Source organism: Paenibacillus aquistagni, assembly GCF_900177815.1.
Taxonomy (GTDB): Bacteria; Bacillota; Bacilli; order Paenibacillales; family Paenibacillaceae; genus Paenibacillus_B; species Paenibacillus_B aquistagni.
In genome coordinates this window covers 999,580-1,024,105 of record NZ_FXAZ01000001.1, presented here as the reverse complement: position 1 = coordinate 1,024,105, position 24,526 = coordinate 999,580, and the positions used below count along the sequence as shown (strand labels likewise).

Here is a 24,526-nt window from a genome sequence, read left to right as displayed (position 1 = left end):
CATATCACTTAATGCTTGTTCTAATGATAGGTGTTGAGAGATAGAATGTTCGACACAACTAAACTGAAACCACCCATAGTTATAAAGTCGTATAATTCTTCAGTGCCCCAGTGTTCTTTTGCATAGCTAAGATGATCTTTAGCATTGTCTGTTGGTACAACGAACTTACGGAGTGAATCGTGGACAATTGAACATAGCGATTCAAGTTTTTCGATCTCTCCATAGTGCCGCCAATATGCGATCGCAAACTGATTGACCAATTGTTCTTCGTCTGCGGGATGAGGACGGTTAGGACAATTGTATTCAAAAATGGCATGCCCTAATTCATGAATCATATTATACCAATGAAAATAGATTTCAAAATGGCATTCTACATTTTCACCTAATAAATGTCTTATCATTAATTGCTGCTCCAAAGGAGCCGTCACATATTGCCCTGTTGTGATTTCCACTTTGTATTCATCAACATTATTCATATGTATACCTTCTCCTAAACTTGCAACACATTGGCTTATTGTACCGTCTGAATGATTAGTCGTCTTAAATCTGAGATCCGATTAGGCATGTCTGAAGTTGAACGATTCAATAAATCACACAAAGCAATTAAATCTTCCAATTGAGATAACTGGACCCAATTCTCGTTCAAGAATCCCCCAGAATCCAAATAAGCTTGTATAAAAAGCTGCTCGAACAAAGAATTCCCTTTTTCATACCGAAGCATATTTCCAATATCAACATAACGCCTACCTGAAAAGGCAAACTCCCAGTCCAATACCGCTGACACTTCAATGCCATTTTGACCATCAGCCAATAATATATTTAGGCCATTGAAATCCGAATGAACGAGGACCGGCGGTTCATGAATTTCAGACAATAACGAACGATGTGACGCACAGAATGATCGAACCCTTTCCTTCGTCTCCGCTCCCAGCCAATGACCGGCTGCGCCATTATCCAGAGTTTCTAAAATAAAAGTGTAAAATTCATCGCCCCCCATGTTAAATGGATTGGAGATAGTAAGATCCCCTGCTAGAAAGCCCGGGCAGTCAAAAGTATGACTATGTATGCAAGCTAATATATTGCCAATAGATTCTGCCGCTTTTGCTACCTCAAGCTTTTCTCCATTTTGCAAAATATCGCGCAGTAATATTCCCTCTTTCCACTCTAGTATTGCCCAGTCATATTCTATCAAATTCCGGCTTGTATCAAGATACAGATAATCTGCTACAGGCACAATGCCTTTCAACTTCTTAGCAATTGCTTCTTCTTTTGCTGCTACATTTATATCACCAGTTGATATTCTTAAGAGGTATGGAGTATTTATTCCTTCAATCAGGACTTTATAGGTACCACTGCTCAGACCTGTTTCCGTTCTTTCAGCTTTTATGAGCCGTTTGCCTCTGAATACTTTGTCAATCAATATACTTATTGTTTCGTTATTCATATTAATATTCTTACTTGTTCGTTCCCAAGATTCTTTCATCCTGTATATCTCCTTTTATCGCCTGAATCTTCTTCCACAATTGCCCTCTGGCGATCGAGAGATGACTTGCCGGCACACAGCGCGAATGCATTGTTATATGATGATATCCTTCCACTTCGGATAAACGATGTTCTTTTTACTTACCATTAGTGTCTTTTTTACTGTTATCTAGAAAGAACCCTGCCAAACAGATGAGAAATCCAAACAAAACAAGAACAAATTCATTGCCATACCATTTGATGACCGGTTCACCTTGTATGTACACCCCAAATATCATTAAAGCTATCCCCAAGAGCATCGTTCTCAAAGAACCCTTCATTCTACACCTGCTTTCGTCCGTACTTCAAAGCTCATCATTTCATATCAGAGTAGTCGGTCGTCTACTTTAGATTTTCTCTTAAAAGCCTTTGATTTAGTTCCCAAATTGCTGTCTTATTGCTATCCCATTTGAGCATTTCAATCGCTTCCTCATAACAAACCCATTTATATTCTTTATGTTCACTTGATATTAGTAGATCTTGATTATCTACTTCTACTCCGAAGCAGTGTTCCGGGATAATATATTTATCGCAGCCCCACATAAACTCACCAACCACACTAACTACAGATAGCCCTGAACAAGAATCAAGCTGTATATATTTCTGATCTTGTTGGATTCCTGCTTCTTCAAATGCTTCTCGCTTCGCAGTCTCTATGATTGATTCCCCCTCTTCTCCTCCTCCAGCAATTCCTTGCCAGTATCCTTCTTGAGACCTTCTAAACAAAGCAAACATAATCTTATGATCTTCTTTTCTAATGTAAGGAATGATCAATACTTGATATGGTGCTCTAGCCATATGCGTATCACCTGTTCTTTTGTTATTTGCAATTACCGCTATCTTACTTAACATTTATATATTAACAATATTCAATTTCCTTATATAGCTCTTAACTTATAAAATGCTTTCGCTTTCATTAAGTTGCATATAAAGATCGTTTGAAGCTTCAATGATTATTGAATCAAAGTTATTGATCCATTCAGAATATTCCGGCAACTTAGCTTTCACCGGATTCTTCCTAAGTTCCTTAGCGTTCTGCAAATGTTCCTTCCAATTGCTTTTTAATTTCATTAGTCCCCATTCGGCAGCTTGACTCTTTGAAAAAATGACTCCTTCACTTAACCAGCCAATGAACTTAGCCGTTAATAACAACTAATCAATGGAATGCAAACTCCCTCCCTTACCATGTTCTCTCATGCAGATTGAAAAATCCAGAAGATATCGTCTTATCTCCTCTTTCTGTATTGCTGGCATGATGTGATTTTGCGATTCCCCATACAACAATAGTCCTTGATTCTTGATCGTATACATAGTAAATAAATCAAGCTGATTTTTCGACCAGATATTCTCGCCTTTCGTTCCCCACCATAATGCTTGACCTGCTTCACTCTGAATTAACGTCAACGGTAAAAATGCGCCTTCTAACATGTGTGAATAGAGATCTGTACACTCCATTCTATACGTGCTTCTCTTCATGTTTAATCTCTCAATTTCATTACTAGTCAGGTTACTGTTGACTATTACCAAGAAATCCAAATCTCCATACCCTGGACACAAATCATTATGTAGTGCTGACCCATAAATATAAACACTTGTTAGTTTGTCACGTAGTACATATTGTATGTCCTTTAAAAATAAAGAAAGGGTCCGATTAATCTTTTCGTCTTGGAAATGATATATCAAATACAATGTCTCCTTATGGTTTAATGTGATCACTCATACATAAACCATACTTTTATTTCGATTACTATTCCCTTATTCAACTTAAAAGACATTCCTGTCTTCTCGCCAAAGAAAATCATATCATCTGAAACATGAAAATTATAAAATCCTTTGTCATAAGCTTGTATAACTTCACTCGCTGTTGAACCTACAGAAACCCCTCGTATTGTGAAAATATTAGGTTCCTTTATTGTATACCATTTGATGTGGTCCACGTCTTCAATGCTCTCAAATGTAAATGATGCATTCTTATATGTTAGTATTGACTCTTTATAACTACCATGAGAACCTACAGATTCCTTTATTTCAATTGGCTCACCAAAAGTATCTCTAATATCTTTAAGGCTTAAGGTATTAGGTATGTATAGATCACCTTTGATAAATTGACCTTCAATTGAAAATATTAAAATCGCTTGTAACTTCACCCTTCGTTTGTAACTCTTTTGCTTTCAACACATTATTTAACTTTATTTCGCTCTCCTGTAGTTGATTTTTCAGCACCGCTACTTCTTTAATAAGCTCCTTATTAGTTTGTCTGAGTTGTTCTACATTAGCATTACAGCCAGTTAACAATAACATTTGAAGACATTGTTACTTCGATAATCGATGCCCAACTCTTCAAGTAACTCATTTAAACCTGTCCATAAGTTTTCACAAAGCCGATACAGCTCTTCCTTATCAGATAGCTCTCCACATATCACTTTTTCCGCTAATTCTGAATATCCTTCTGGCTTAATTGATTTAGCTATGGACTCCTCAAGAGTCAAGGCTCTAGTGCTATAGTATTGTTTATTGAACAAACCAATCAATTTAGCAACTTGCCATGTGAAATCAAATACAGCTCGAGGTAGATAAGAAAGGTTATTAGTCCTATAGCTATTCCGAATTTTGCCCATCGTTTCATAGGGTTCCCAGATCATGAATTCTCTTATTGCATTTTGAATAGCTTCATCAGATACTGAGAGTGCCGTACTTTTTGCCTTCTCAAATAAATGATTGGGATCAAACAACGAAGTAATGTGCAGGAAACTCCCCACTTTAATGGCCCAAGAATCATCAACCCTACTTGCTTTTTCAAGCCAATCTGATTTCTGCATAGCAGAAATTTCTATTTTAAATGGATGATGAATCAATTCATAACCAGGAATGTCCAAACCATCCCTACTAATTACATGTAACTCTATATCAGAATAAGGTCCATCCTTTTCTTGAGCTATAGAACCGTAAACACCGATTGCCTCAATATTTTCTTCATACTTGTTTAACAGCATTTTTTGATTCTATCCATAAAATCTAGCTTATCTGTTCGGCTTGTTGAAGCTGGATAAGGTAACATGTAGTTACTCCTGTAAGCTTGGAATTCTAGGCTTTCCATCCCCATGTGAGTAATGAGTGAAATGACGTCACAGACTATTTCGAATAACTACCAATGAATATATCCTGACTTTTTTAAGATCTTATAGGTCATTGCATTCAATTCTTTAATGGGTTCTCTTAAAGGAAAGTATTTGAGTGGGTCTTCGTTTACTCTTGGTGATTATTATTGAAGTGCCTCGAAGGGGTTATCCATTAAGGTGATTTCTTTAGTTTCAGGATTTAATTCTACCTTTCCCCCTAAGGGCAATATTAATTTAGGATCTGTATGTCCAAAATCAAAATCAACGATGATGGGTACATGATCAGCACTAAATTCATCTTTTACAACGCTCAATACGATCTCATTAAGATTTAGTTTTTCTTCGTCTGAGTAATCTTTAGCTCTTCCCAAAATGATTCCATTTATTTGTGAGAAGATTCCCTGCATTCCGTAATTTCGAAGCATACTTCCAACCTCCATGGGTGAAGGCTTTTCTTCAGATGTTTCGAAAAACAGAATTCTATCTTTCCAAAAAGCTTCACTTGGCCAGTACACGGTGGATTTCATAAACTCCAATACTTCTATGCATCCTCCCCACAAATAACCTTGGACAACTGAAGCCCCTTGCAAAAATGCCCATCCCTTTTTATTCTCATGAAATTCCTGACATTCACCAAGGGTTTCCCTATCACTCCAATCTTTATATCCATTAGTCCATTTGTCATATGGAAAATATCTATAAGGAGATTGGTTTGAAAGTAACATTGATTTTAGATGTTCAGTAAATTCGTAAGGTAGACTTCTAATTTGAGCAAGACCAGCCATTACTGAAGGACCATAAAATGTCACAAGTCCCAATTGGTTCAAGTAGCTTAAAAAGGTAGTCGCATCCGAAAAACCCATAATAAACTTTGGATGATTAAGGATTGCCTCAGTATCCAGATAGGGTAGAATCCTTATAGATTCATACCCACCTATTGATGTAATCATGCCTTTAATGCTCTCATCTTTGAAGCAGTCATTGATATCACTGGCACGAAGCTGCGGATTATTATACAACTCATCAGAGGACATTCTCGAAGTTGGCATTTCAACAATTTCAAAGCCTAGAACTTCGCTCAGATTCTTCAACCCAAGTTCATAGATCTCTGGAAACAAATAAGGCAAGCCGCTTGAAGGTGAAATAATGGCAATCTTTGATCCAGGCATAAGACTTATCGGTTTAATCACTTTTGTCTCTCTCCTTACATGCTGTCCTTTATGTTATCTGAAGGGATCTGCTTTTATCAATCATCTAACATCGCTGATGGCTATAATGTTTTGAATAATTCCCGCTGTATCATTCGGATCATTTATGACAAATATATAATTTGCTTCATCTTTACTAGGTTCTATGTCTGACGATTTATCTTGTCTCTCCAATACTTCCAAAAAGCTAGATGCACTCCTAAATATCGTTTTTCTTCTATTGGTTCGTATAACACGCTCTTTCAGCAAATCAGTAGGTAACTCAAAATAGACAATTATACTTGTAAATCCTTGATTATGAAAACTCTGTAGAACATTCGCTCTTCCTAATTTATTCAAATTAGAGTTACATAAGATAATATGGTAATTGCTTTGCTCCATAGCATAGTTAACAATTGCGTTAGTCACAGAGATTTTAAAGGTGTTCGGGCCTTCTATAGGACAAAGTTTCATGTAATGCTCATGAATAAATTCAGCATGGTTATCTTGATCGATGACAATAGCTTCTTGTAGAACAGAGTCTAATTCTTTGGCAAAAGTTGTTTTGCCGCTATGGGTTTTTCCAACCGTCATGACTACCAGGCGAGCCATAAAGATCCTCTCCTTTTTAAGCTTATTTCCGATCTTTCAGCCAACATTACCGTTATTAACGAGGTCTGCACCGACTTAAATATCCCTCAGGGTCAGAAATGGTGATGTGTCCGCCTGAATCCACTGTCGATCCCCTATGGCGGTCCGAGAAACTGCAAATCTAAGATGTGTGGATATAACCTTAGCTGAAGTACGTTCATCTATGAAATTCTTACAAAAGCAGTTCCGTTATCATTTCTGTTTGCATATAAATCCTTTTCCGTTATAACTACACGATTAACGTTATTGTTATCACAAATAAAATTAGCTGTTACACTCATATCATCAAGGTAGAATTGATTTCTACTTTTGGCCTTCAGTTTCTTATTGCCGAAAATATATAAATGGTTATCTTTCAATTCAACAATTAGATTGAAGTTCAAGTCTTGATTATGATATATACCTGTATAGCCCTTCAGTACAGACATTTCAACATGGGGATCAGGGAAATATGTTAAGACGAATTCGTTCAGCAGCTGCTGTTCATATAATGAATAATTCCGTGAGGAGTTCTCAATGATTACGGTTTCGATTGAAACTTCTTTCACAAATTGGTTAGCGATAGCAGCATATTCAAGAAAGAACGTTACATGTGATTCTGGTCCCTGTTCCATCCGATTAGCAAAGTACTTTTCATGTTTATGTTCGTTATGCTTTCGCAATAAAAATTCTTCTCTCCCCCTAATTTCAATCATATTTTGGATCGCAGCAGCAGCATCTTCTTGATAAAAATAGATCAACTTACATTCATTCACTTGTTCAAGCATCCTGCTTACTTTGACAATCACAGATTGGATGATGTTTCTGTCTACATCTTTATGCAATAGATGAACAATAGGGCTTTGGAATATTGCTGATTCCATCACAACAACATCACTCTCGCTTTGATTGACGAGGAACACCTTCCATCGCTCCATATATGATTCTATAAACCTATTATAATCATCAAATGACTCAGAAAAGATGACTGGATGATTATAGGTGGTTTCGAAGAATAAGTCACAAGTGTAACCATTTCTTTCAAACTGGTTGGCTAAAAATCTAGCAAAAGTAGATTTTCCTGAGCCAGGAATTCCTTCTACAAATATTAATTTTTTCACAGCGTTTTCCTCCATCTATCCAACAAACCAAATTCCAGCTAACGTTTTTGTATCTACGCTTACACCATAAAGCACCATCTTACGCCGAACTTATCAATAAATGATACGAAACATGGACTAAAAAATATTGACCCTATTGGAGTTATCGTTTTGCTTTCTACTTTTATTATTTGGTAAGCCGCTCTTAATGATTGCTCGTTACTAAATTGTGCGACTATTTCCATTGTTGAATCAGCTGAAGACTCTAAAGTTCCACCATGATCACTTAACATTAATCTAGTGCCCAAAATGTGCATTTCCGCGTGAATGACAAATTTTCCGGACTCTTGTTCAGGGTCATACATAATATTGTCTACTTCAGATCCGAAGGCCTTCTTATAAAGCTCGATAGCTTCAGAGCAGCTGCCGTTCAAATAAAGCTGTGGTACCAACATCGTTTAGCCCCCTCAGAATAAAGCATTACTATCTTTAATCTCATATTTGCTCTCTTTACAGCTCATTGAACTTATAGATCTATATAGTAATAAGAGATTTGATGCCTTCTTGAATTATCTAACAAAAGTATTCATTACTCGTTCTGATTTTAGAAAATACGGGATCCATATTAGACAGGTAACAGTTGATTTAATTAAATCTCTTATCGAGCTTGCAGCTTCTAGTTCCCTAGCAAGAGGAATTTGCTGCATCATGATGTAGTCGAATATACCAATAAGTAGACTTAGCGAATAAAATATGATCATTAATCGTGGAACAATGGATTTCTTTCTATAAAATTGAACTAGGATAGTGATAGTAAAAATAAAAAACAAAATGTTATAAATTGATTCAAAAATAAAAATTGGCCTCCATAATGGATGGTAATAGATTGTTCCTTCTGTGGACAATAACTGCCAGATTTCATCTGAATAATTGTAGAAACTATCCCTTATGAGAATGATTAATCCGATAAGTGTTAAATACAGGCCTATTTGAATTAATATTAACCATCCCCCTAAACCCGACACTCCAAGTCTTAAATTATCATTTCTGATTTCATTTATGGTTGTTTTCAAATGTTTTACTTCCTTTTCATTTATTAGTTATTCTAATACAACTACATTCTCGGTTCTGCCACAACCTATTTTTATGATTGCGTTGACCTTACTGATTCCTTAATCATATAACTCAGCAGCCATATCAATATAGATAAGCTCACAAACAAAAGATAGGTATTCCAATTAAAAAACTGATTGTTCATATGTATGGAAAAGCATGTAGTTATACTATTTATATACTGCCAATCTACGCTGCCAAATTGATTTGCATATACTTCTGCGAGGTAGGCTCGATACTTGCTGAAACTTAACATTTGATAATATACTCCACAAATAAAATGAACCAAAATGAATAGCAATATGCTTGTTATGGTTCGAATATTGTATCTTTTCCCTTTGAATAAGGATATCCATTGTATGACCAAAATGATAAAACAAATAAGTAATGGGGGTACTAATAAAATAGTTGGATTGCCATTGCCTGAACTACGTCCTGGCGTAGTCGTCATTAAATTTCCAAACATGAATCTTGAAAATATTAATGCTAAATTTATAAGGAGAAATATCTTTGTTTTCATAACCCCCCTAAGCCGCTAATATATCATTATGCCGCAATCAAAATAGTAAACGTTTGCGTAGTTCCCAAACAATTGTGTTTCTGGCCATTCTTCTTGTTTTCTAATCTCTTTTGACTAATATAAGTTCATCACAAATATTAAATGCCAAAGATACTAATTGTTGATATGTAACTCCTATTGGTTCTTCTAGTATTTTTATCATTTAATTCTCCTTTTTTAAGATCCTTCATCTGCAGCCTGATGGCATATAACGTTCTATGTATTCACGATTGATGAGAGGCTTATATGAGCGTCAGCGTATGGTCAAAGACGTAGCCTTGCAGGATTGTTGAAAATACGTAAATGTGAAATTATATACCACCTTATCAAAAATCTCTTTTATTACCCTAGGAATACTTTGTTTATTCTTTCTCTATCATAATCCAGTATCCAATCATTAAACTCTTTATAAATCCACATTAATTCTTCTTTTGAAGATGCGATGACATCACAACCTCTATCATCATATATATGAAATATTGTATTCTTGTTTATATTGATAAAGTACACTCTGTGATAGATCATTGGCTTAATGCCAACATCATGATTACAAATAGCTCTGATCAACTGGCTATATCTTAAGTCTTCGACTGTACATTTAGTCCAGTACCTATATATGTTGTTCCTTGGGTCAGGAATTTCATCTAGATCGCAATTAATATCAGCAATTACCTCAAGTCTTAAATCTTTGATCGACTCTTTCTTCTTGATATATTTTCTATATAAATTTAGTTTTTTAACATTGTTTTTAGGTTTATCTGCAAAATAAGCATGTGTAATTAATATGACTTCATCTTCCCTATCATGAAGAGCCTTAAACAATTCAAGTGATCGATGATAAACACGTTGCATATATTGTTCTTGATTTAATCTATAGATTGTAGGATCCCCAAGCTCAAATCTTAGTGAAGCATTCCAACCATAAAAAAGAGGTGGTCTTAAATTTAATTGATGAAAGTGTTTTTGTAAGTACTTCTTCAAATCCATTATCGTTTCTCCGCTCTTTTTTATTGGTCTTTCAGCCATTGCATCTAACGTCTCTGCATTTACGTCATCTCACTGACTTAAGGTAAATTGCTCTGGGCCCGACGGATACAGCCTCCTAGATCAAAATCTCTCCTCTTTATACCACTTTCTGAGTAGATTAATATGAGCTTGATGATAACGACTATGGTCTGCCATATGCCATAGCCCCCATCGTATTGTTGCCTGTTTTTCATTATCATGTCCGAATGTAACGATTCTATCTAGATCTTCATCTGTCAATTGAGCACACGAATCCTTTAACATACCTAACACTATTTCATAATTTGATATAAGCATTTCCAAAGAAATACCTTTGGCCATCGGAAGCCTATCTTGTTCATCTATCATTGGACCGAATTTTTCTTTTAGAGTTTGGGGCAGAATTTGTCCCTTTAATCTGTACACCCAATTCAAATCAACATACGAGATGTGTTTGATTAGTTGAGCTGTACTATTAAAACGGTTATTTGGCCCCTTATAATCGACTTCATCTTGTGACATGCCGTTTGTTATGAAATGTAGACGTTGGCTGTTTTCCCTTACAGCAGAATATAACATTCCCACAATAAGTGACATCGTTTCTTCACCTTTTAAATCGAATAGCATTAGACTCACCCTTGTTAAGTTAATACATTCTATTATATAGGAAAAACATGGGACTTTCCCCCGCAGCGATTAGAGTGCATCTTCTAACTGCATCAGTCGTTTCTAGTAACAGACTACTTTTCATCCATTCAGCTACGTAGATAGATCTTTCAATCTAGCTATACGATCAGGCTCATTATTTGTCAACCAATGATCATGAGAGAGTAACTCATAGGCCTTACTGAAGTAGGAACTTGCCTCCATTCTTCTATCCAAGGTATACAGGCATTCAGCTATCTCCTCATACACATATCCATCGGACTCAGCACCTCGCTCGATTTCTTTCAACAATTCCAACTGCAGCTCTAATGCCTTCGATGTCTGATCCATAAGACGCAGCACCTTCGCTACACTCCATTTAGCGATAAAGATCAGATTGGCATTTCCTTGTCCCTGTCTGAACTGTAGAGCACGTTCAAACAAATCAAGTGCTTCTGCTAGATTACCCGCCTCCACCTGTGCCCAGCCAATATTGTTATAGAGTGAGCCGAGCCAGCGACTAGCATTCGGATGTCGCTCAGCATATTCAAGCGCCAGCATATTCCATTCCATTCGTCGCTCTGGCGTGGATTCTGCAATGCCTAACATATGTGCTGCATCAACGGCCAATTCATCTTCTCCATACCTGCACCCAAGTTTCCAAGCCTCTACGAATAAAGGTAGAGCCTCTTCTTGCCTCGCCGAAGAATTAAACACTCGACCGCGCTCTAATAAATATCGTATTTGTGTTCTTGGCACAGTATTTGTTAGATCAGATTCGACCTGATTCAATACTTCATGAGCCTTAGCAAATTTCTTTTGCAAGCCTAGTGTTCTTGCGATTTGGGTCAGTAGCTCTGCTTTGTAGTCGAGCTCTGCAGGATGTTGAACCTCCACTAGCAAGTTTCTGAATTTCCGTTCTGTTTCATCCGGGTGATTAAAGTCCCATAACTTATCGAAATCCCTCATGATCTATACCCTTTCCCTGCCATTTTGATGTATACCTAAACAAGTTGAATCATAGCTTTTTGAATGCTTTCATTGTTAAAAACTTCGATATATTAGAATATGCGCTTCTTAGCTTCCGCACGTATTTTGAATTTATTTTAGTAGATGAGTACCATTTTACTATATATTACATCTCGTTCATATAACATTGTTGGCTGCTTAATCCACCTCTTCGAAAGTCCTCATTCAGACCAAGGGACTTGCCCTCCCGTGTAGAAATAGTTGTTATGTTCCTAGTACATCTTCGAAATTACCATCATGATTCTTTATATAGGTTTGAATAGAAATTTAAAATGTTCCCATCTGGGTCACTAAACCAAAATGAACGTCTTCCCCACGGGTAGGTTTCAGGTAACTTAATAACGTTTACATTTTTATTAAATGTGTGTAAATTCTTTATCAACATCAGCAACTTCAATTCAATAGTGCAACTACCATATCCAAAATTCCATAAGTATTAATTAGACTTTCTGTCATGGTAAAATCTCGTCTGCAGCGATCTTTCTTTGACAATGCGATTACTGCGACACTTTCAATCCTTAAGTAAGAAACATGAAGCAGCTGTGAGAAGTTCTTTCACGACGAAAAAAAACCGGGGAATCTGGATGTTTTCCAGCCATTCCTCGGTTATTATCTAATGAATATGATCTTGATGACCATCAATAGCCAGCTAACCTAAGCAATTCCTCCGCATCCTCATACTGCAGCACTCTGGCCAAAGAAAGTATCGCTTCCTTTGTTGGTACCCTCACATCACTGACCATGAACTGGATAAGTGAGTAGCTGATTCCGCTTTTTTCCGACAGCTTGCGCAGCGTCATGTCCCTCTGTTTGCGTAATTGTTCGATCTTCTGTCCAAATGTCAATTCAGTCTCCTCCACTTTCTACTCTTTTCGGACCAAAAGCATAGCATATAGCTTGCAGCATAGTTGTGATGTTAGGTAATCTTGCAATCTTCTTAGACTAATCAGATGGGGTTAAAGCTGTTTCTTTATTAGAGTACTTCCAGCAAACTATAGTTGCACTATCCCTCGCACCTTGTCTTGACAGATGATCTAGAATTGTTCTTATTCCCGTTTCCAAATCTTCTTGAACGATGGCGTTATACAAATTGCGATAATCGGTATAGAGGCCATCATTCGTATCTAAAACTCCATCTGTAAGAAGCACTATATAGTTGGTTCCTTGTCTTAGCTGCCTTCTACCAACAGTGTAACAGGGAACAGATAGTTCAAAAGTATTGACTTGCCCGATCCACTCATAGAATTGCCTCTGATTTAATCCATACTGATTAAATGTCGCTAACTCTGGATGAAATAAAAAAGCCATACAATCGCCAACAGAAAACCACCATAAAAATTCTCCTTGTTGAAAGCAAAGCAAACATGATGTCTCACCAATAAGCTTTCTACACTTGTCTTTAAAACCAGTGTTCGTAAATAAGTGAAGGAAATAGGGTTCTAACTCTAAAAAGGCATTATTGGAGTTACATATAGAAATCAAGTCATTCTTATTGTCATGGAGTAACTGAATAACAAGTTCAGCACTTTGTGAACTATTGTGTGCATCTAACAATGCAGTAAACATCCATGATCTACTTTCATCTTGTATTACGAATAAGGCATCCTCATTTTGCCGTGCACCTCTGATTGTACTGCCACCAAAAACACCTATTTGCACTTCTCCAATTGCTTTAATGGATAATTCATCAAGATGAGGTTGTTCACTACCTATCCATCGATACTCCATTGAATGTCTCCCCATCCCTTCCCTGTACCAGAGTTACATATGCTTTACTTCTAGTGGCCGAGGGGCGAATGCACCGATACCTTTACTAAGGTGATAGAAAATAAACATGAATCTTTTTTTGTTTCATCACGCATGGAACAAAATCTTGGATTTAACAATCTATCATCTTCGAAGTCACATCTCGATCCATATCGACTTGAGATGATTTTCAATGATTAGCTATTTATCTTTGCAACTCTAAATAATTCATATTATAATCTTCTCCTAAGAAATTCATCACTCCAGAAAATCCATTTAATTCCCACTCCCCATTTTTGTTTGGAGTAAAAAAGTATTCTCTATTCCAATCCTTTAATTTCTCATCATCACCAATATATTCTTCCTTAATGGATAACCTAGTTTGATTAAAAAACTCATTCTCGAAGTAACTCTTGTAAATGACCGCATCTGTTATCGTTATTCCTTTATGAAAGACAGTTGGGTATAACATGTGCTGTGCTACATCCATATCTGACTCGGGATCGGAATCCATATTATTGGTAAATAATATAGATAGAATAGTCTTAGCATGACCTCCAAACTCTTTGGTAAAAGATTTCTCTATTTCCTTATACTCCAGTCTTGTTGCCTTCTCTCTCAATGCTATATCAATGATCATTTTTTCTTTCTTCTCAACCATTTCTAGTGCAGTTTTTTTATCAAAATCAATTGTTTCTTCTTTTATCGGCTCTAATTGTTCTGATGATTGACAAGCCGATAGAAACACAATAACCATAACAAGTAAGCCAAAGTAGAATCTCTTCATAATTAATGACCTCCCCCCAATTACACTTTTTTAAAGCAGTGTTAGATGAAGTACATAGCTTCTTCGACATTTATTAAATATCAATTTTTAATAATTTTCTGAATTCAATTGCCGAATCACTACAAGGTAATATTCCACTTTCACTTGATTGAACAAACGGCATCCATTGCCAATCTTCAGAACCAACAAAACATATTCTTGACCAATTATCTATGAGTTCTATGAAGTTATTAGCGATTACATATCCATGCCCCGCACCATCATCATGACTTAAATATACGATCGGATGTCTTCCATCTTCACTCAGATCAAATGCGAAGTAGTCACCATTCTCCACTTCTAGAAATGCTAATTTGTTATGCCATACTTTATCGTAATCGTCTTCTGGATTAGGAAATACATGTTCAATCCATTCTCGTCTTCCTTTATCTATCTCTACAAGATCGTTAAGATTCCAATTAGGTCTTCCACTAAAAATTTCTCGGTACTGTTTAGGAAGTTTAAAGTCATCAGGAAAGTACCATCGGAATCTAAATGCAGCAGAGAAATTTAACAAGACATTTTTAAAACTCTCAGGCAAAAGTACACCTAACTCGCGCTCTATCGATAAAATTTGTTCCTCCGTGGCAGGATCTTCAATGATTATTTCTTGAACTTTTCCCCCGATCTCTTCTATTCGATCACCAGTTAATTCTATACGTTTTTTGAATGTTTCAAATGAAAAAGACATCTGTATTCAATCCTCTACTTATTATTTTGATATACAGGTATTTCATCTAACGTTCTTGGGTTCAAAAGCCTGAGTCTTGTATAAATGTTTAGTCATTCAATTGGAAAATAGAGGTCCATATATACAACCCTATCAATTTCCAACACCTCTTCAAACCAATGTCTTTCATTATCAGACGATGTTTTGAAGCCCTTACTGTTTACCCAATCAGCAAGTTTCTTCCAACCCATTGGTATTCGTTCAAATGGATCATTCATCGGGTCAGTTATTCGTAATATTGCATATTTGCATCCTTCCACTTTCTTCAACGTCATGCCGTTCGGCAGCAAAACGTTCTCGTCAACAGAAACCCAGTACTCATATCCCCGTAATCCTCTATTCTGCTCATCTTCTGTTACAGGAAAATCAGAACCAAATCTCCTTGAATTTTTAATCCCGGATTCTTCCGCCCACTTAGTCATATAAGCGATCAATTCATCTTCAGGGTTCGTACTTATTCTACTAGCACTTGCTACTGTCATAGTATTTAAGTTTTCAATTCTAACTTCGCTTAAATAGTCCATTGTAAGACCTCCATGTAATGAGTTTAGAATACTGGTTTTGGGGTATTAAGTACTTATTGTTACTGCATGCAGGAATGTCTACTTGACTTGTCATATCTGAATTATCATCACGAATACCAAGGGGCGAACAGCTCACAGCGTAGATACGGTATTATCTGATGGAATCCGCATCTTGTGATCCTTCCATTATGTTTTCAATTTCCTTAATCAATTCGATGGGACTGCTTAATTTCTTGAAATCACTCCAACAAAAATACAGTCTTCTAGTCTAACTTTCATTCGACGTGATGCGAGACTATATACTTCAATATTGGGTTTACAACACTCTACTTCAAAGGAAAATACAATACCATTAAAATAACTGGCAAGCCTTGATTCTCCCCAATATCTGTTTTCCCTTCACTCTTTCAGTATATAAATAGTCTATGATATCATTGTTAGTTACTAGCCCTCTACAAGCTAATATATCTGAAATGACCTCTCTGTAGTTCGCAAATTCTCCTCTCATTCACTTCTCTTTGCGATTATTCCACACCCTCTTATACTCTTCATTCGTTATGCCTAGCAAATTTAAATAGTCATAATTCCTGTTTGATAATTTCTCTCCGTGTGAATATTCCGTTATTAAGGTTTCAAATAAATCAAAAAAACGGCTTGAACCTTCACTGGATCACCCTCTGTTTTTTTATATCACTTGGATTCATTTGAATAACGTTCTTGTGTTCCAAATATCGAAAAGCTGAATCTACCGTGAATGCTTACCGTGTGGTGCTAGCCACTTGACCTTGCAAATGTGTCCGTCAGGTTCATCTTGCCACTAAATCAGCCTCGTGATGAATCTGCTTCTTCGGCTTCGGGGCGGACCAGGCGACGAATGTCACGACATTCGAAAACGGTGTTATCTGCTATTTCTCACTCTCTCTTATATTCAATAATGAAGGCGTGTGGTATTTCTTCTATTTCATATTGGGTTCTGAAGGCCATTCCATGTCCTGAAATAATTACAAATTCATAGTCCATGTATTTATCAATAACTCCACCTATTCTTTCCTTCATCATTGATTTGGATTCCCATAAGCGGCTCTCTCCCGCCGGATAAACTCCGTTGTTTAGATCATAATCAGTTCCTAATTCTTTCAATTGTTCTAATGAATCATATTGAAACGATAGATCCGGTTGCCATTCTCTTAAGTCAAATTCAACTTTAATTTCAAGTGTTAATTGCTTTGATAAAATAGCGGCCGTTTGTAGCGCTCTTGTATATGGTGATGAAATTATTAACTGAGCATTTTTAAGTCTTACATCTGTTGATGTCTTATAGACTTGCTGAATACCCAGTGGTGTTAAAGGCACTAAATCTCTACCATGTCCTTTAAGTTTATACACCTCATTAATTTTCCAATCCGGTTCTCCGTGACGAATAAGATAAAATGTAGTCATTGTTCTCCACCTTTCTAGTTGGATCTATCGCCCTCCGAGGAATTGCAGTTAACGTTCTTGTATCTATGAACCCTGCGAGGCTTAAGGCGCGAACTTGGTGAGTCCGACAGACTAAGCCTCGCACGGTTGTAAATCATTATTTTATCAATGTTCTTTGACATATATTTTTAAATATGGAATTATATATTTAATAAAAACCAAGTGCTGCTAACACTTGCTCCTGCAATTGGTTTCGATGGTACATTCCCTTCAAGTCATTCAGGAACCCAACCCACTCTTCGGCTTCTAATCTTGGGTGGGTTTTCACTTTCCAAGATTCAATTGTAGTTATATTTTACCTTTATTTACATTGGCGTACAAGTGTTCTTATTATGACTCTGAAACTGTTAATAAATATGTGATTTAAGTGTATTTTGCAGCCCTTTCAGATAGCGTTAATGCAGAGTTGGAGCCGAATCCACTTCTCTGCTCTCCTCTTCTTGCAAACCAAGGGTCGTACGGCTCGTAGCGTAGATATAGTGTTACAGGCAGTACGAGGCCTCTTGAAATACCGCCATTTTTCTCGTTTTAATTTACTCAACATGAATTCTGTCAATGTTCTCGCTTTCCTGCCGTTCAAGTGGCTTAAGGCGGCTAATTTGCTGGGTCGGTAGATTCATCTGGGTGAATGTGGTGTTAAGTGAAGTTCATTGCTTCTCTGCGATCCATATAGTCCATCTGTCTTCTTCTTTTATTGGCTCAAGTTTTTCAACATTTTGTTCAATAAATTCCACTAGGTCTTCTAATTCTTGATCTGTTAGCTCATGTAGAATCGACCTTCCGGTTCTATTTAACAAATCTATTTTAAGTTGATCAATCTGTTCATGAATTTTTCGGGTTTCCCAATACGTTATTTCTTGTATCAGATTAAGTCCTGTTTCCCTTAAGGTTGAAAAAACTTGTTCACTTGAATATCTTCTCTTTACTTCTTTATCGATCAATTTTGGATACTTTTGAAAAAAGTATCCCCTAATATGAGTTGTACTCCCTCGTAGCGAGCAATCTTCTGGGGTGCGATCTTGAATGATAAATTTTCCATTCGATTTTAGTATTCTGTTTGCTTCATGAAAACATGACTCTAAATCACTAATATGATGAATCAATGCACGCTCTAATAAAACATCAATTTCTCCTTCATCCAAATTTTTATTCACTGCATGACCTTGAGCAAATATAATGTTATCAACATCGTTGCAATATTCTTTAGCACCCTTTAGCATCTCCATAGAGAAATCCATTGCTATTACTTGTTGCGCTCCTGAACCGCCTCTCAATGAATTTCGCCTAACGTACTTATATCTACGAACCTGTGGGGCTTCATTCTCAATCCCCGGGTTGTTTTCATTCGTTTATGTATTCTAGGACTTTTGGCAAGTATTCTGCGATTGGTTTCGATGAATCTAGCACTAAATACTTCTCTTCTTCAGGATTTTTACTGTTTTTCACAGTTCTATAAAATCCTTCTTTTGATGACGGTGCTTCGATTTGGCTCAGAAGTCTTTCTCGATTTTTTAATCGGTTTCGAATTAGTTCAATGTCGTCAATATAACATTCCACATACTTATACTTCTTTTTGTGTTTTCTTGCTAATTCAAGTCCGGTTTCTAATAAATTGCTGTACAAACAAGGACTATCCATGATCACACTGTAACCATTCGATAAATAATAATCCACCAACGACCAATCTACATCGTAGGACAGTTGTCCTATTACTTTACCTTCCAACGTGCATCCTTGTGATGATAACGATTTTAATATTGCAGTTTTGGAAATGTCATGATCGACGATAACAGCTCCAGTTGTATGGCTAATCTGTCTTGCCAATGTCGACTTCCCTGATCCTGGGAATCCTGACATCTGTAAAAAAACATGCATGCACCTCTAACTTCATAATAGTATTTGCAAATCTTACTTCACCTTATAGTACGGACCGCACATTGATTCATGTGTATGAACGTACGTCCAAGTATAATTTCTGTCGAAAATATAAATATCTTGTTCAGTATCAAAATCCTCAGCAACTAAGCTGTTAGGATTTTTGTATAGTAATACATTTGGGGAGTCTTGATACATCACATATAATTCACTTTTATTTGATGCGTTAAATGCATCTCTTGCTTTTTCATTGGTCAAACAAGCTTGCAATTCGTATCTCTTCTCCTAGCACCTTCAATGTATCAATTGGTTTTTCAAATTGGTCTTTAGTAGTGGCGCCGGCATAGTGTCCAAAATACGCTGGTAAATCTTTTTCCTCTACTCTAAAAATAAATCCATTGTACTTTTTGCCATCTTTTCGATATCTCTTCAATGCTTTCATCCACCATTTATCCAACGAACGGTGTCCTGTTAAGGGGAAACAATATACTCCTCTTTGGTTTTTTCTTATTCCGTTTTTTAATATGTGTTTTGAATTATTCACTGGAGACCAATGAATGACTAACATTTTGCCACCCCGTATGATTTATATATGTTCTCTGCATGTATTTCGCCTTTAATGCACTACGAGTCCTTGTGTATATTCTCTTCTCTGTGTAGTTGCATCCTTTATCCAGTTTGTCAAATCAGTTTTGCTAATAAATATTTGGTTATTGATTTTGAAATATGGAAACATTTCACCTGAAAATGATCCCATCTTAGTTAATGTACTTTGTTCCGACTGGATAATATATGTTACTTGTTCTTCTGTAAGGTTAAGATACTCAGCTGCTTGTTTAATGTTAAGCAAAGGTGAGTTAATTAAGTTCACTTGTCCTTCTGCAATATTTAATTTCTGTTTAGTTACCGTTACATCTTGCGTTGAAATTATCAAACAACCTATGATTAATGAAGCGCCAATTATTAAACTACATATAATGCTTGTTAAATGTGTAGCCTTCATGACTCACTCTCCTACGTTTAATTCGTCTTTTATATGTTTTGTAAATTGTTCTGTCGCATTTCAGTAGACGTTTTTAGATCTATGAACCCTAGAGGCTTAAGGTGCATCGTGTTGGGTCCAACGGAACGGCCTGCAGCGTGGATCGATGTTTTGGATGCCGGGCCTTCCTGGAATACACACATGAACTGTCAAGATTCTTGAAATAGTATCTTACTTATTAATAGTACATCTTCCCTAGATTTAGCCGGGGCTATAAAACTCTTAGTTTCTTCTTCTGTTGCTAACGATCCATATAGATATTTATAATCTTTTGTTATTTCTACTCTTAATGGCACTTGTTCAGGGGTTCTATGATTTAGTTTTAATGTCTTGTCGTAGATTTTTTCTCTTAATATTTCTGATAGGGAACGCGGGTCCGTCACTGGTATTGTGTCATCTTCATGATAAATCTGATTGTTTGAGACTAAAAATGATTTATCACCAACTAATATACTCCCGTCAATCCTATCTTTTGAGAACAACTGTCTTCTTATAATAATTTTCAGTTCAACAGATGTATTAGTATACATTTCTTCTTTATACATAACCGCTGGGTAATCGAGATATATTTCAATTGGTTTGTGATAATAAATGAATATCAAAATAAGAAGAGACCCCATAAATATAAACAATGATTTTTTGTATTTTATTATATTTTTTTTCATTGCTTGCTCTTCCCCCAATTCCATATAACGTTAGTGTGTCCACGAATCCGAGAGACTTAAAGGAGCGTCAGCCACTGGGTCGAAGACTTAGCCTCGCAGGATTGTCTGTTGGATCCACTTTCCCGAATCGCCTCTTACAGACCAAGGAGCCGAAGGCGACGCAGCGTGAATACTGTGTTATCTGATGGAGATACCTCCTTCCAAATACTTTCATAATGATAACTATGTATTTTTATCGATGATTTCTTTTTCAACTAGTTCTTTGATGCATCATTTCAGATATGGTAATATATATTTAAGAAAGACCAAGTGGGGAAACACTTGGTCCATACAATTGACTTGGATGGGTTTTCCCTTCTAAGTCGATTCGGGATATAAACCCACCTTTGGCGGTCAACCTTGGGGTGGGTTTTACTTTTTCTTATTGTTATTATTGATGTATGTTATAAGAGCAAATGATTGTTATTGCGTCTTTCACTTCCATGGCTTCACCTCCTCTCGAAGGGAAACCATGCCCACCCAAGATTCAATTGTAGTTATATTTTACCTTTATTTACATCTGCGTACAATCGTACTTATAACGGCTTTGATTTGTATTGTTAATTTAAATATGGTTTTAATTCAAATAGCAACCCTTACAGATAACGGTCATGTATCTACGAACCCTCACTGCCTTAAGGGAGCGACAGCCGCGGCACGGTTAGGCATTGCAGGGTTATCTGTCTGACTTCACTTACTTGAAAATTCATCGGGTAGACCAAGGAGCGTTAGCAATGCAGCGTATACTATGTTATAAGAAGTCCCCGCCTTTCCCGAATTACATACAAAATATCTATTAGTCGTTTGCACATTCAAATCTATAAATTTAGTCTGTATTGTATAAGTTGATTCTCTATTCCTAAGTATTCTTCACTACCAATTCTACTAACTTCTTTGAATCCTATCTTCTCAAGCATTTTTCTGGATCTAATATTCGATAGGTGTGTTTCTGCGTTAAAAACTGTAATCCCTGAATTCTTTGAGGCGTATTGTATCATAGATATAGCTGAATGATAACCAAGTCCCTTCCCCCACAATGTACTCTCACCAATTGCAATACCTAATTCTGCTGAATTATCCTTAATACAGGCCAAATCAGCATATCCAATTAACTTCTCATTAAATTCTATTCCCATTCGAATAAAATCTTCAGTTGTATTATTCACATAATTCAGCCACCATTTAAATAATTCATTTGGGCTTCTATTTTTCTCCCATCCATTTGCTGAACAAAAATAGTTATCCTTGCTCCAGATTAGGACATTGTTATAATCATCTGCAGATAAATGTCTTAGTTTAATTAATGCCGAAATGTTATTTATTTGCATTTATTTTCTCCTAACTTTCCAGTTTGAAGACTTTATTTATTATGTTTGTCTATGTCTATCTGCGGGGATTTTAGATAACATTGATGTATTTAGGAACCCTAGACAATAAAATTCACCCACATGTTTGTTTAATATATATTTGTACGATTTCTTTCGAAAATTCAATGCAAGTATCGAACGATTCATTTATTTTAAAAATAATATCTTTAGTATTCCCCTTATTTTCTAGATTGATTTCCTCACTACTAAATAAAGCTTGTATCATCAAAGCATTGCTTACCGCATCAGCAAAAACGAACATATCCCTGTCATCTTGAAATAAAAAACTGCTATCCTTTTGTGACTCAATAGCAACCATTAGTTCATCCCTCTTGGGTTTTGAATAATGAAATGTAATGTTTCTAATATTCGTCAATCTCTGTAACAAGTCAGAATCTTTTCCATCCCTAAATAACGATTTTAAAATTTCATATTTTAATTTAACTTCATAAGGTAAGCTATTTATATAAGTTATGATATCAGTAGATTTGTTTGATTCTTCAAGAAAGAATATTGCTTCTCTCAGAGAGGAGGCAAGCAATCTAATCACAGAAGGATATTCTTGAAATTGAACATCAATATTTCTTCTTCTGCTAGTAGTTTGAAGCTTTTTCTTAATAGTTAGCAAATCATTATGTACAATTGCAAGTCCTAGAATCCATTTAGATAACATGTCCTCACTTTTAAATGCTGTTCCTATTTTAACGTACATTATTTCATCCATAAGCTACCTCTCTAACTATAAAATCTTCGTGATTTCGTCTAACGTTCTTCTGTTCACGACGTCCTTCCACCTTAAGCCCCGAAGGGGCGACCGCGATGCGGTTAGGTGGAAGGTTGTGTCCGGCTGAATCTACTTCCCCGCTGCTGAAATGCTGCTCCGAATCCACTTCGGACTCCTGCCGGACCGAGGGCCGAATGGCCCGATGCGTGAACATGGTGTTATGCGACGTTCTTCTTCAAAGAAGAACTTAGACAATTGGCATTTCATCAATATTTATTTTCAATGGTGTTTCGTAAGATTTAATATGAGAATTAGCTAGTTCCGAATTTCTTGGCTTTAGAATAATAATTCGATTTGATTCGGAAATAGTTGATACCAAATAAAAAATATCTTTATAACTCTTAAGTTGAATAAGAATTGATTTCCTCTTAATTCCTGTTGTTTTCTCCAAACATTCAATAAATGCTCGAGATATTTTGTTTTCTGGTCTTATTTGATAACTAATAATTATTGTGTATTTCTTAGTATCCTTAGTTAGATGAATGATTTCTATATTACTTCTCAGTTTTACTAATTTCTTAAAAACTTTATCAACAATACAAAGTTGATCTTCTGAGATAGCGATTGACTTTAGTACGTTAGTAACAATTTCAATTATATTGTTCTCTTTATCTTCTTTGGGTTTTAAATTAAATAGATCAGGTGAAACTCCAATATAGTAAAGTTTCATCCATTTTTCAGGTCTATTTGCCGATTCTTCAATCTCTCCCTCAGCCAAAAATGGTGTTAGTACAATATATAAATGATGAAAGTCTCTAGTGACAAATTCTAATTCTCTTAGTTTTCTTGAATATCTGTCACTTAGAAAATGAATTGATTTGTCAATAGAATAAATCTCTCCAATATAGCTTGGAAAAGAACTTCGAGTTTTTTCTTCAAATAATCTAATATCACGGATTATAGTATTCTTCAATTTACTTCACCTCATAAAAGAATGTCGCATAACGTGTTGTGTTCACGACGTCCCACCGACTTAAGGGCCGAAGGCCCGGGCGCGATGCGCTTAGTCGGTGCGGATGTGTCTGGCTGCTTCCACTTCCCCAAAATCCCTCTGCCAGACCGAGGGCGAATGCCCGATGCGTGAACACGGTGTTAGATGATGTCGCAGACCTCTTCGATCTTCTCCCAAAATGTGTTTAATTCTTCTTTCTCTTTATAACAAATGCTTTATCCGCTCTCTCAAACCCAATCTTCTCATAAAAGCCTACAGCTTTAGGCGCAGACGTTAAAATATATTGAACCTCTTCTTCTCCCAATCTTTCCCGTAATACCCTAATTAGTTCTTTACCAATTCCTAGTCCTTGATAATCTTTATCTACGGCAATATCTGATATGTAGCAGCAATAGGAATAGTCAGTAATAGCTCTTAAGATTCCAATAAGTCTTTCTCCATCTCTTACCGTTATAATTTCATCCGCATTATCGATCATGCGCTGAATTCGTTCAGTATCTCCCACTGGTCTTCTGATACCAGATTTATTAAACACTTCTTCTACTTCTTTGACATCACAGCATTCATTGGTCTTATATTCTAATCCCAC

The 24,526-nt window shown here is 36.2% G+C and carries 30 protein-coding genes; all 30 read right to left on the bottom strand.

Annotated features, from left to right (window positions below):
* Positions 1–20: 20 nt before the first annotated feature.
* The 30 genes from B9Y93_RS04740 to B9Y93_RS04575 all read right to left on the bottom strand — a co-directional run bounded on the left by B9Y93_RS04740 (position 21) and on the right by B9Y93_RS04575 (position 24,526).
* A complete protein-coding gene (locus B9Y93_RS04740; protein WP_085493174.1) occupies positions 21–476 on the bottom strand; it encodes a hypothetical protein in 456 nt (151 codons plus the stop codon).
* A gap of 35 nt (positions 477–511) precedes the next feature.
* Complete coding sequence (locus tag B9Y93_RS04735) at positions 512–1,483, bottom strand: phosphotransferase family protein (RefSeq protein WP_085493173.1); 972 nt, start codon at positions 1,481–1,483, stop codon at positions 512–514.
* Between the two features lie 380 nt (positions 1,484–1,863).
* Complete coding sequence (locus tag B9Y93_RS04725) at positions 1,864–2,319, bottom strand: NUDIX hydrolase (RefSeq protein ID WP_085493171.1); 456 nt, start codon at positions 2,317–2,319, stop codon at positions 1,864–1,866.
* 96 nt (positions 2,320–2,415) lie between these two features.
* Positions 2,416–2,673, bottom strand: a complete 258-nt coding sequence (locus B9Y93_RS25165; protein ID WP_085493170.1) for an aminoglycoside adenylyltransferase domain-containing protein — start codon at positions 2,671–2,673, stop codon at positions 2,416–2,418.
* A 560-nt stretch (positions 2,674–3,233) separates the two neighbouring features.
* Entirely contained in the window at positions 3,234–3,668 is a 435-nt protein-coding gene (locus B9Y93_RS04710; protein ID WP_085493168.1) for a hypothetical protein, read from the bottom strand.
* Between the two features lie 141 nt (positions 3,669–3,809).
* Positions 3,810–4,514, bottom strand: a complete 705-nt coding sequence (locus B9Y93_RS04700; protein ID WP_244903285.1) for a kanamycin nucleotidyltransferase C-terminal domain-containing protein — start codon at positions 4,512–4,514, stop codon at positions 3,810–3,812.
* Between the two features lie 269 nt (positions 4,515–4,783).
* Positions 4,784–5,830, bottom strand: a complete 1,047-nt coding sequence (locus B9Y93_RS04695; protein ID WP_085493166.1) for a S66 family peptidase — start codon at positions 5,828–5,830, stop codon at positions 4,784–4,786.
* Positions 5,831–5,890: 60 nt separating this feature from the next.
* Positions 5,891–6,439, bottom strand: coding sequence for an ATP-binding protein (locus B9Y93_RS04690; protein ID WP_085493165.1), 549 nt, complete (start codon positions 6,437–6,439; stop codon positions 5,891–5,893).
* Between the two features lie 200 nt (positions 6,440–6,639).
* A complete protein-coding gene (locus B9Y93_RS04685; RefSeq protein WP_085493164.1) occupies positions 6,640–7,578 on the bottom strand; it encodes a P-loop NTPase family protein in 939 nt (312 codons plus the stop codon).
* Positions 7,579–7,637: 59 nt separating this feature from the next.
* Positions 7,638–8,012: a VOC family protein gene (locus B9Y93_RS04680; RefSeq protein ID WP_085493163.1), complete on the bottom strand. Its 375-nt coding sequence runs from the start codon at positions 8,010–8,012 to the stop codon at positions 7,638–7,640.
* Positions 8,013–8,126: 114 nt separating this feature from the next.
* Entirely contained in the window at positions 8,127–8,582 is a 456-nt protein-coding gene (locus tag B9Y93_RS25160; protein WP_369127929.1) for a DUF2569 domain-containing protein, read from the bottom strand.
* A gap of 989 nt (positions 8,583–9,571) precedes the next feature.
* Positions 9,572–10,216: a DUF3885 domain-containing protein gene (locus tag B9Y93_RS04665; RefSeq protein WP_176228846.1), complete on the bottom strand. Its 645-nt coding sequence runs from the start codon at positions 10,214–10,216 to the stop codon at positions 9,572–9,574.
* Positions 10,217–10,336: 120 nt separating this feature from the next.
* Positions 10,337–10,861, bottom strand: a complete 525-nt coding sequence (locus B9Y93_RS04660; RefSeq protein ID WP_085493159.1) for a DinB family protein — start codon at positions 10,859–10,861, stop codon at positions 10,337–10,339.
* A gap of 132 nt (positions 10,862–10,993) precedes the next feature.
* Complete coding sequence (locus B9Y93_RS04655) at positions 10,994–11,848, bottom strand: tetratricopeptide repeat protein (RefSeq protein WP_085493158.1); 855 nt, start codon at positions 11,846–11,848, stop codon at positions 10,994–10,996.
* A gap of 698 nt (positions 11,849–12,546) precedes the next feature.
* Entirely contained in the window at positions 12,547–12,753 is a 207-nt protein-coding gene (locus tag B9Y93_RS04650) for a helix-turn-helix domain-containing protein (RefSeq protein ID WP_085493157.1), read from the bottom strand.
* Between the two features lie 97 nt (positions 12,754–12,850).
* The gene (locus B9Y93_RS04645; protein WP_176228845.1) at positions 12,851–13,636 is read right to left on the bottom strand and encodes a PP2C family serine/threonine-protein phosphatase; all 786 of its coding nucleotides are present in this window, start codon (positions 13,634–13,636) and stop codon (positions 12,851–12,853) included.
* 223 nt (positions 13,637–13,859) lie between these two features.
* Complete coding sequence (locus tag B9Y93_RS04640) at positions 13,860–14,441, bottom strand: hypothetical protein (protein ID WP_085493155.1); 582 nt, start codon at positions 14,439–14,441, stop codon at positions 13,860–13,862.
* A 73-nt stretch (positions 14,442–14,514) separates the two neighbouring features.
* Positions 14,515–15,171 carry an SMI1/KNR4 family protein gene (locus B9Y93_RS04635; RefSeq protein ID WP_085493154.1) on the bottom strand — a complete coding sequence of 219 codons (657 nt, stop codon included), beginning with the start codon at positions 15,169–15,171 and terminating at the stop codon, positions 14,515–14,517.
* A 92-nt stretch (positions 15,172–15,263) separates the two neighbouring features.
* A complete protein-coding gene (locus B9Y93_RS04630) occupies positions 15,264–15,734 on the bottom strand; it encodes an effector binding domain-containing protein (protein ID WP_085493153.1) in 471 nt (156 codons plus the stop codon).
* A 912-nt stretch (positions 15,735–16,646) separates the two neighbouring features.
* On the bottom strand, positions 16,647–17,174 hold the full coding sequence (locus B9Y93_RS04625) for a histidine phosphatase family protein (protein ID WP_085493152.1): 528 nt from the start codon (positions 17,172–17,174) through the stop codon (positions 16,647–16,649).
* A gap of 686 nt (positions 17,175–17,860) precedes the next feature.
* Positions 17,861–18,487, bottom strand: a complete 627-nt coding sequence (locus B9Y93_RS04620) for a class I SAM-dependent methyltransferase (RefSeq protein WP_139829133.1) — start codon at positions 18,485–18,487, stop codon at positions 17,861–17,863.
* A 67-nt stretch (positions 18,488–18,554) separates the two neighbouring features.
* Complete coding sequence (locus B9Y93_RS04615; RefSeq protein WP_085493150.1) at positions 18,555–19,088, bottom strand: P-loop nucleotide/nucleoside kinase family protein; 534 nt, start codon at positions 19,086–19,088, stop codon at positions 18,555–18,557.
* Between the two features lie 33 nt (positions 19,089–19,121).
* Positions 19,122–19,346: a DUF4275 family protein gene (locus B9Y93_RS04610; RefSeq protein ID WP_240968053.1), complete on the bottom strand. Its 225-nt coding sequence runs from the start codon at positions 19,344–19,346 to the stop codon at positions 19,122–19,124.
* The gene (locus B9Y93_RS04605) at positions 19,336–19,656 is read right to left on the bottom strand and encodes a hypothetical protein (RefSeq protein WP_139829132.1); all 321 of its coding nucleotides are present in this window, start codon (positions 19,654–19,656) and stop codon (positions 19,336–19,338) included. Before B9Y93_RS04605 ends, B9Y93_RS04610 begins: the two co-directional genes overlap by 11 nt.
* A 48-nt stretch (positions 19,657–19,704) precedes the next feature.
* Positions 19,705–20,091, bottom strand: a complete 387-nt coding sequence (locus tag B9Y93_RS04600) for a helix-turn-helix domain-containing protein (protein ID WP_176228844.1) — start codon at positions 20,089–20,091, stop codon at positions 19,705–19,707.
* Between the two features lie 188 nt (positions 20,092–20,279).
* A complete protein-coding gene (locus B9Y93_RS04595; RefSeq protein ID WP_085493147.1) occupies positions 20,280–20,795 on the bottom strand; it encodes a hypothetical protein in 516 nt (171 codons plus the stop codon).
* Between the two features lie 857 nt (positions 20,796–21,652).
* Positions 21,653–22,162 (bottom strand): GNAT family N-acetyltransferase, encoded by a 510-nt coding sequence (locus tag B9Y93_RS04590; protein WP_085493146.1) that lies wholly within the window; start codon positions 22,160–22,162, stop codon positions 21,653–21,655.
* Positions 22,163–22,274: 112 nt separating this feature from the next.
* Positions 22,275–22,925 carry a hypothetical protein gene (locus B9Y93_RS04585; RefSeq protein ID WP_085493145.1) on the bottom strand — a complete coding sequence of 217 codons (651 nt, stop codon included), beginning with the start codon at positions 22,923–22,925 and terminating at the stop codon, positions 22,275–22,277.
* A 247-nt stretch (positions 22,926–23,172) separates the two neighbouring features.
* Positions 23,173–23,898, bottom strand: coding sequence for a hypothetical protein (locus B9Y93_RS04580; RefSeq protein WP_085493144.1), 726 nt, complete (start codon positions 23,896–23,898; stop codon positions 23,173–23,175).
* A gap of 223 nt (positions 23,899–24,121) precedes the next feature.
* Entirely contained in the window at positions 24,122–24,526 is a 405-nt protein-coding gene (locus tag B9Y93_RS04575) for a GNAT family N-acetyltransferase (RefSeq protein ID WP_085493143.1), read from the bottom strand.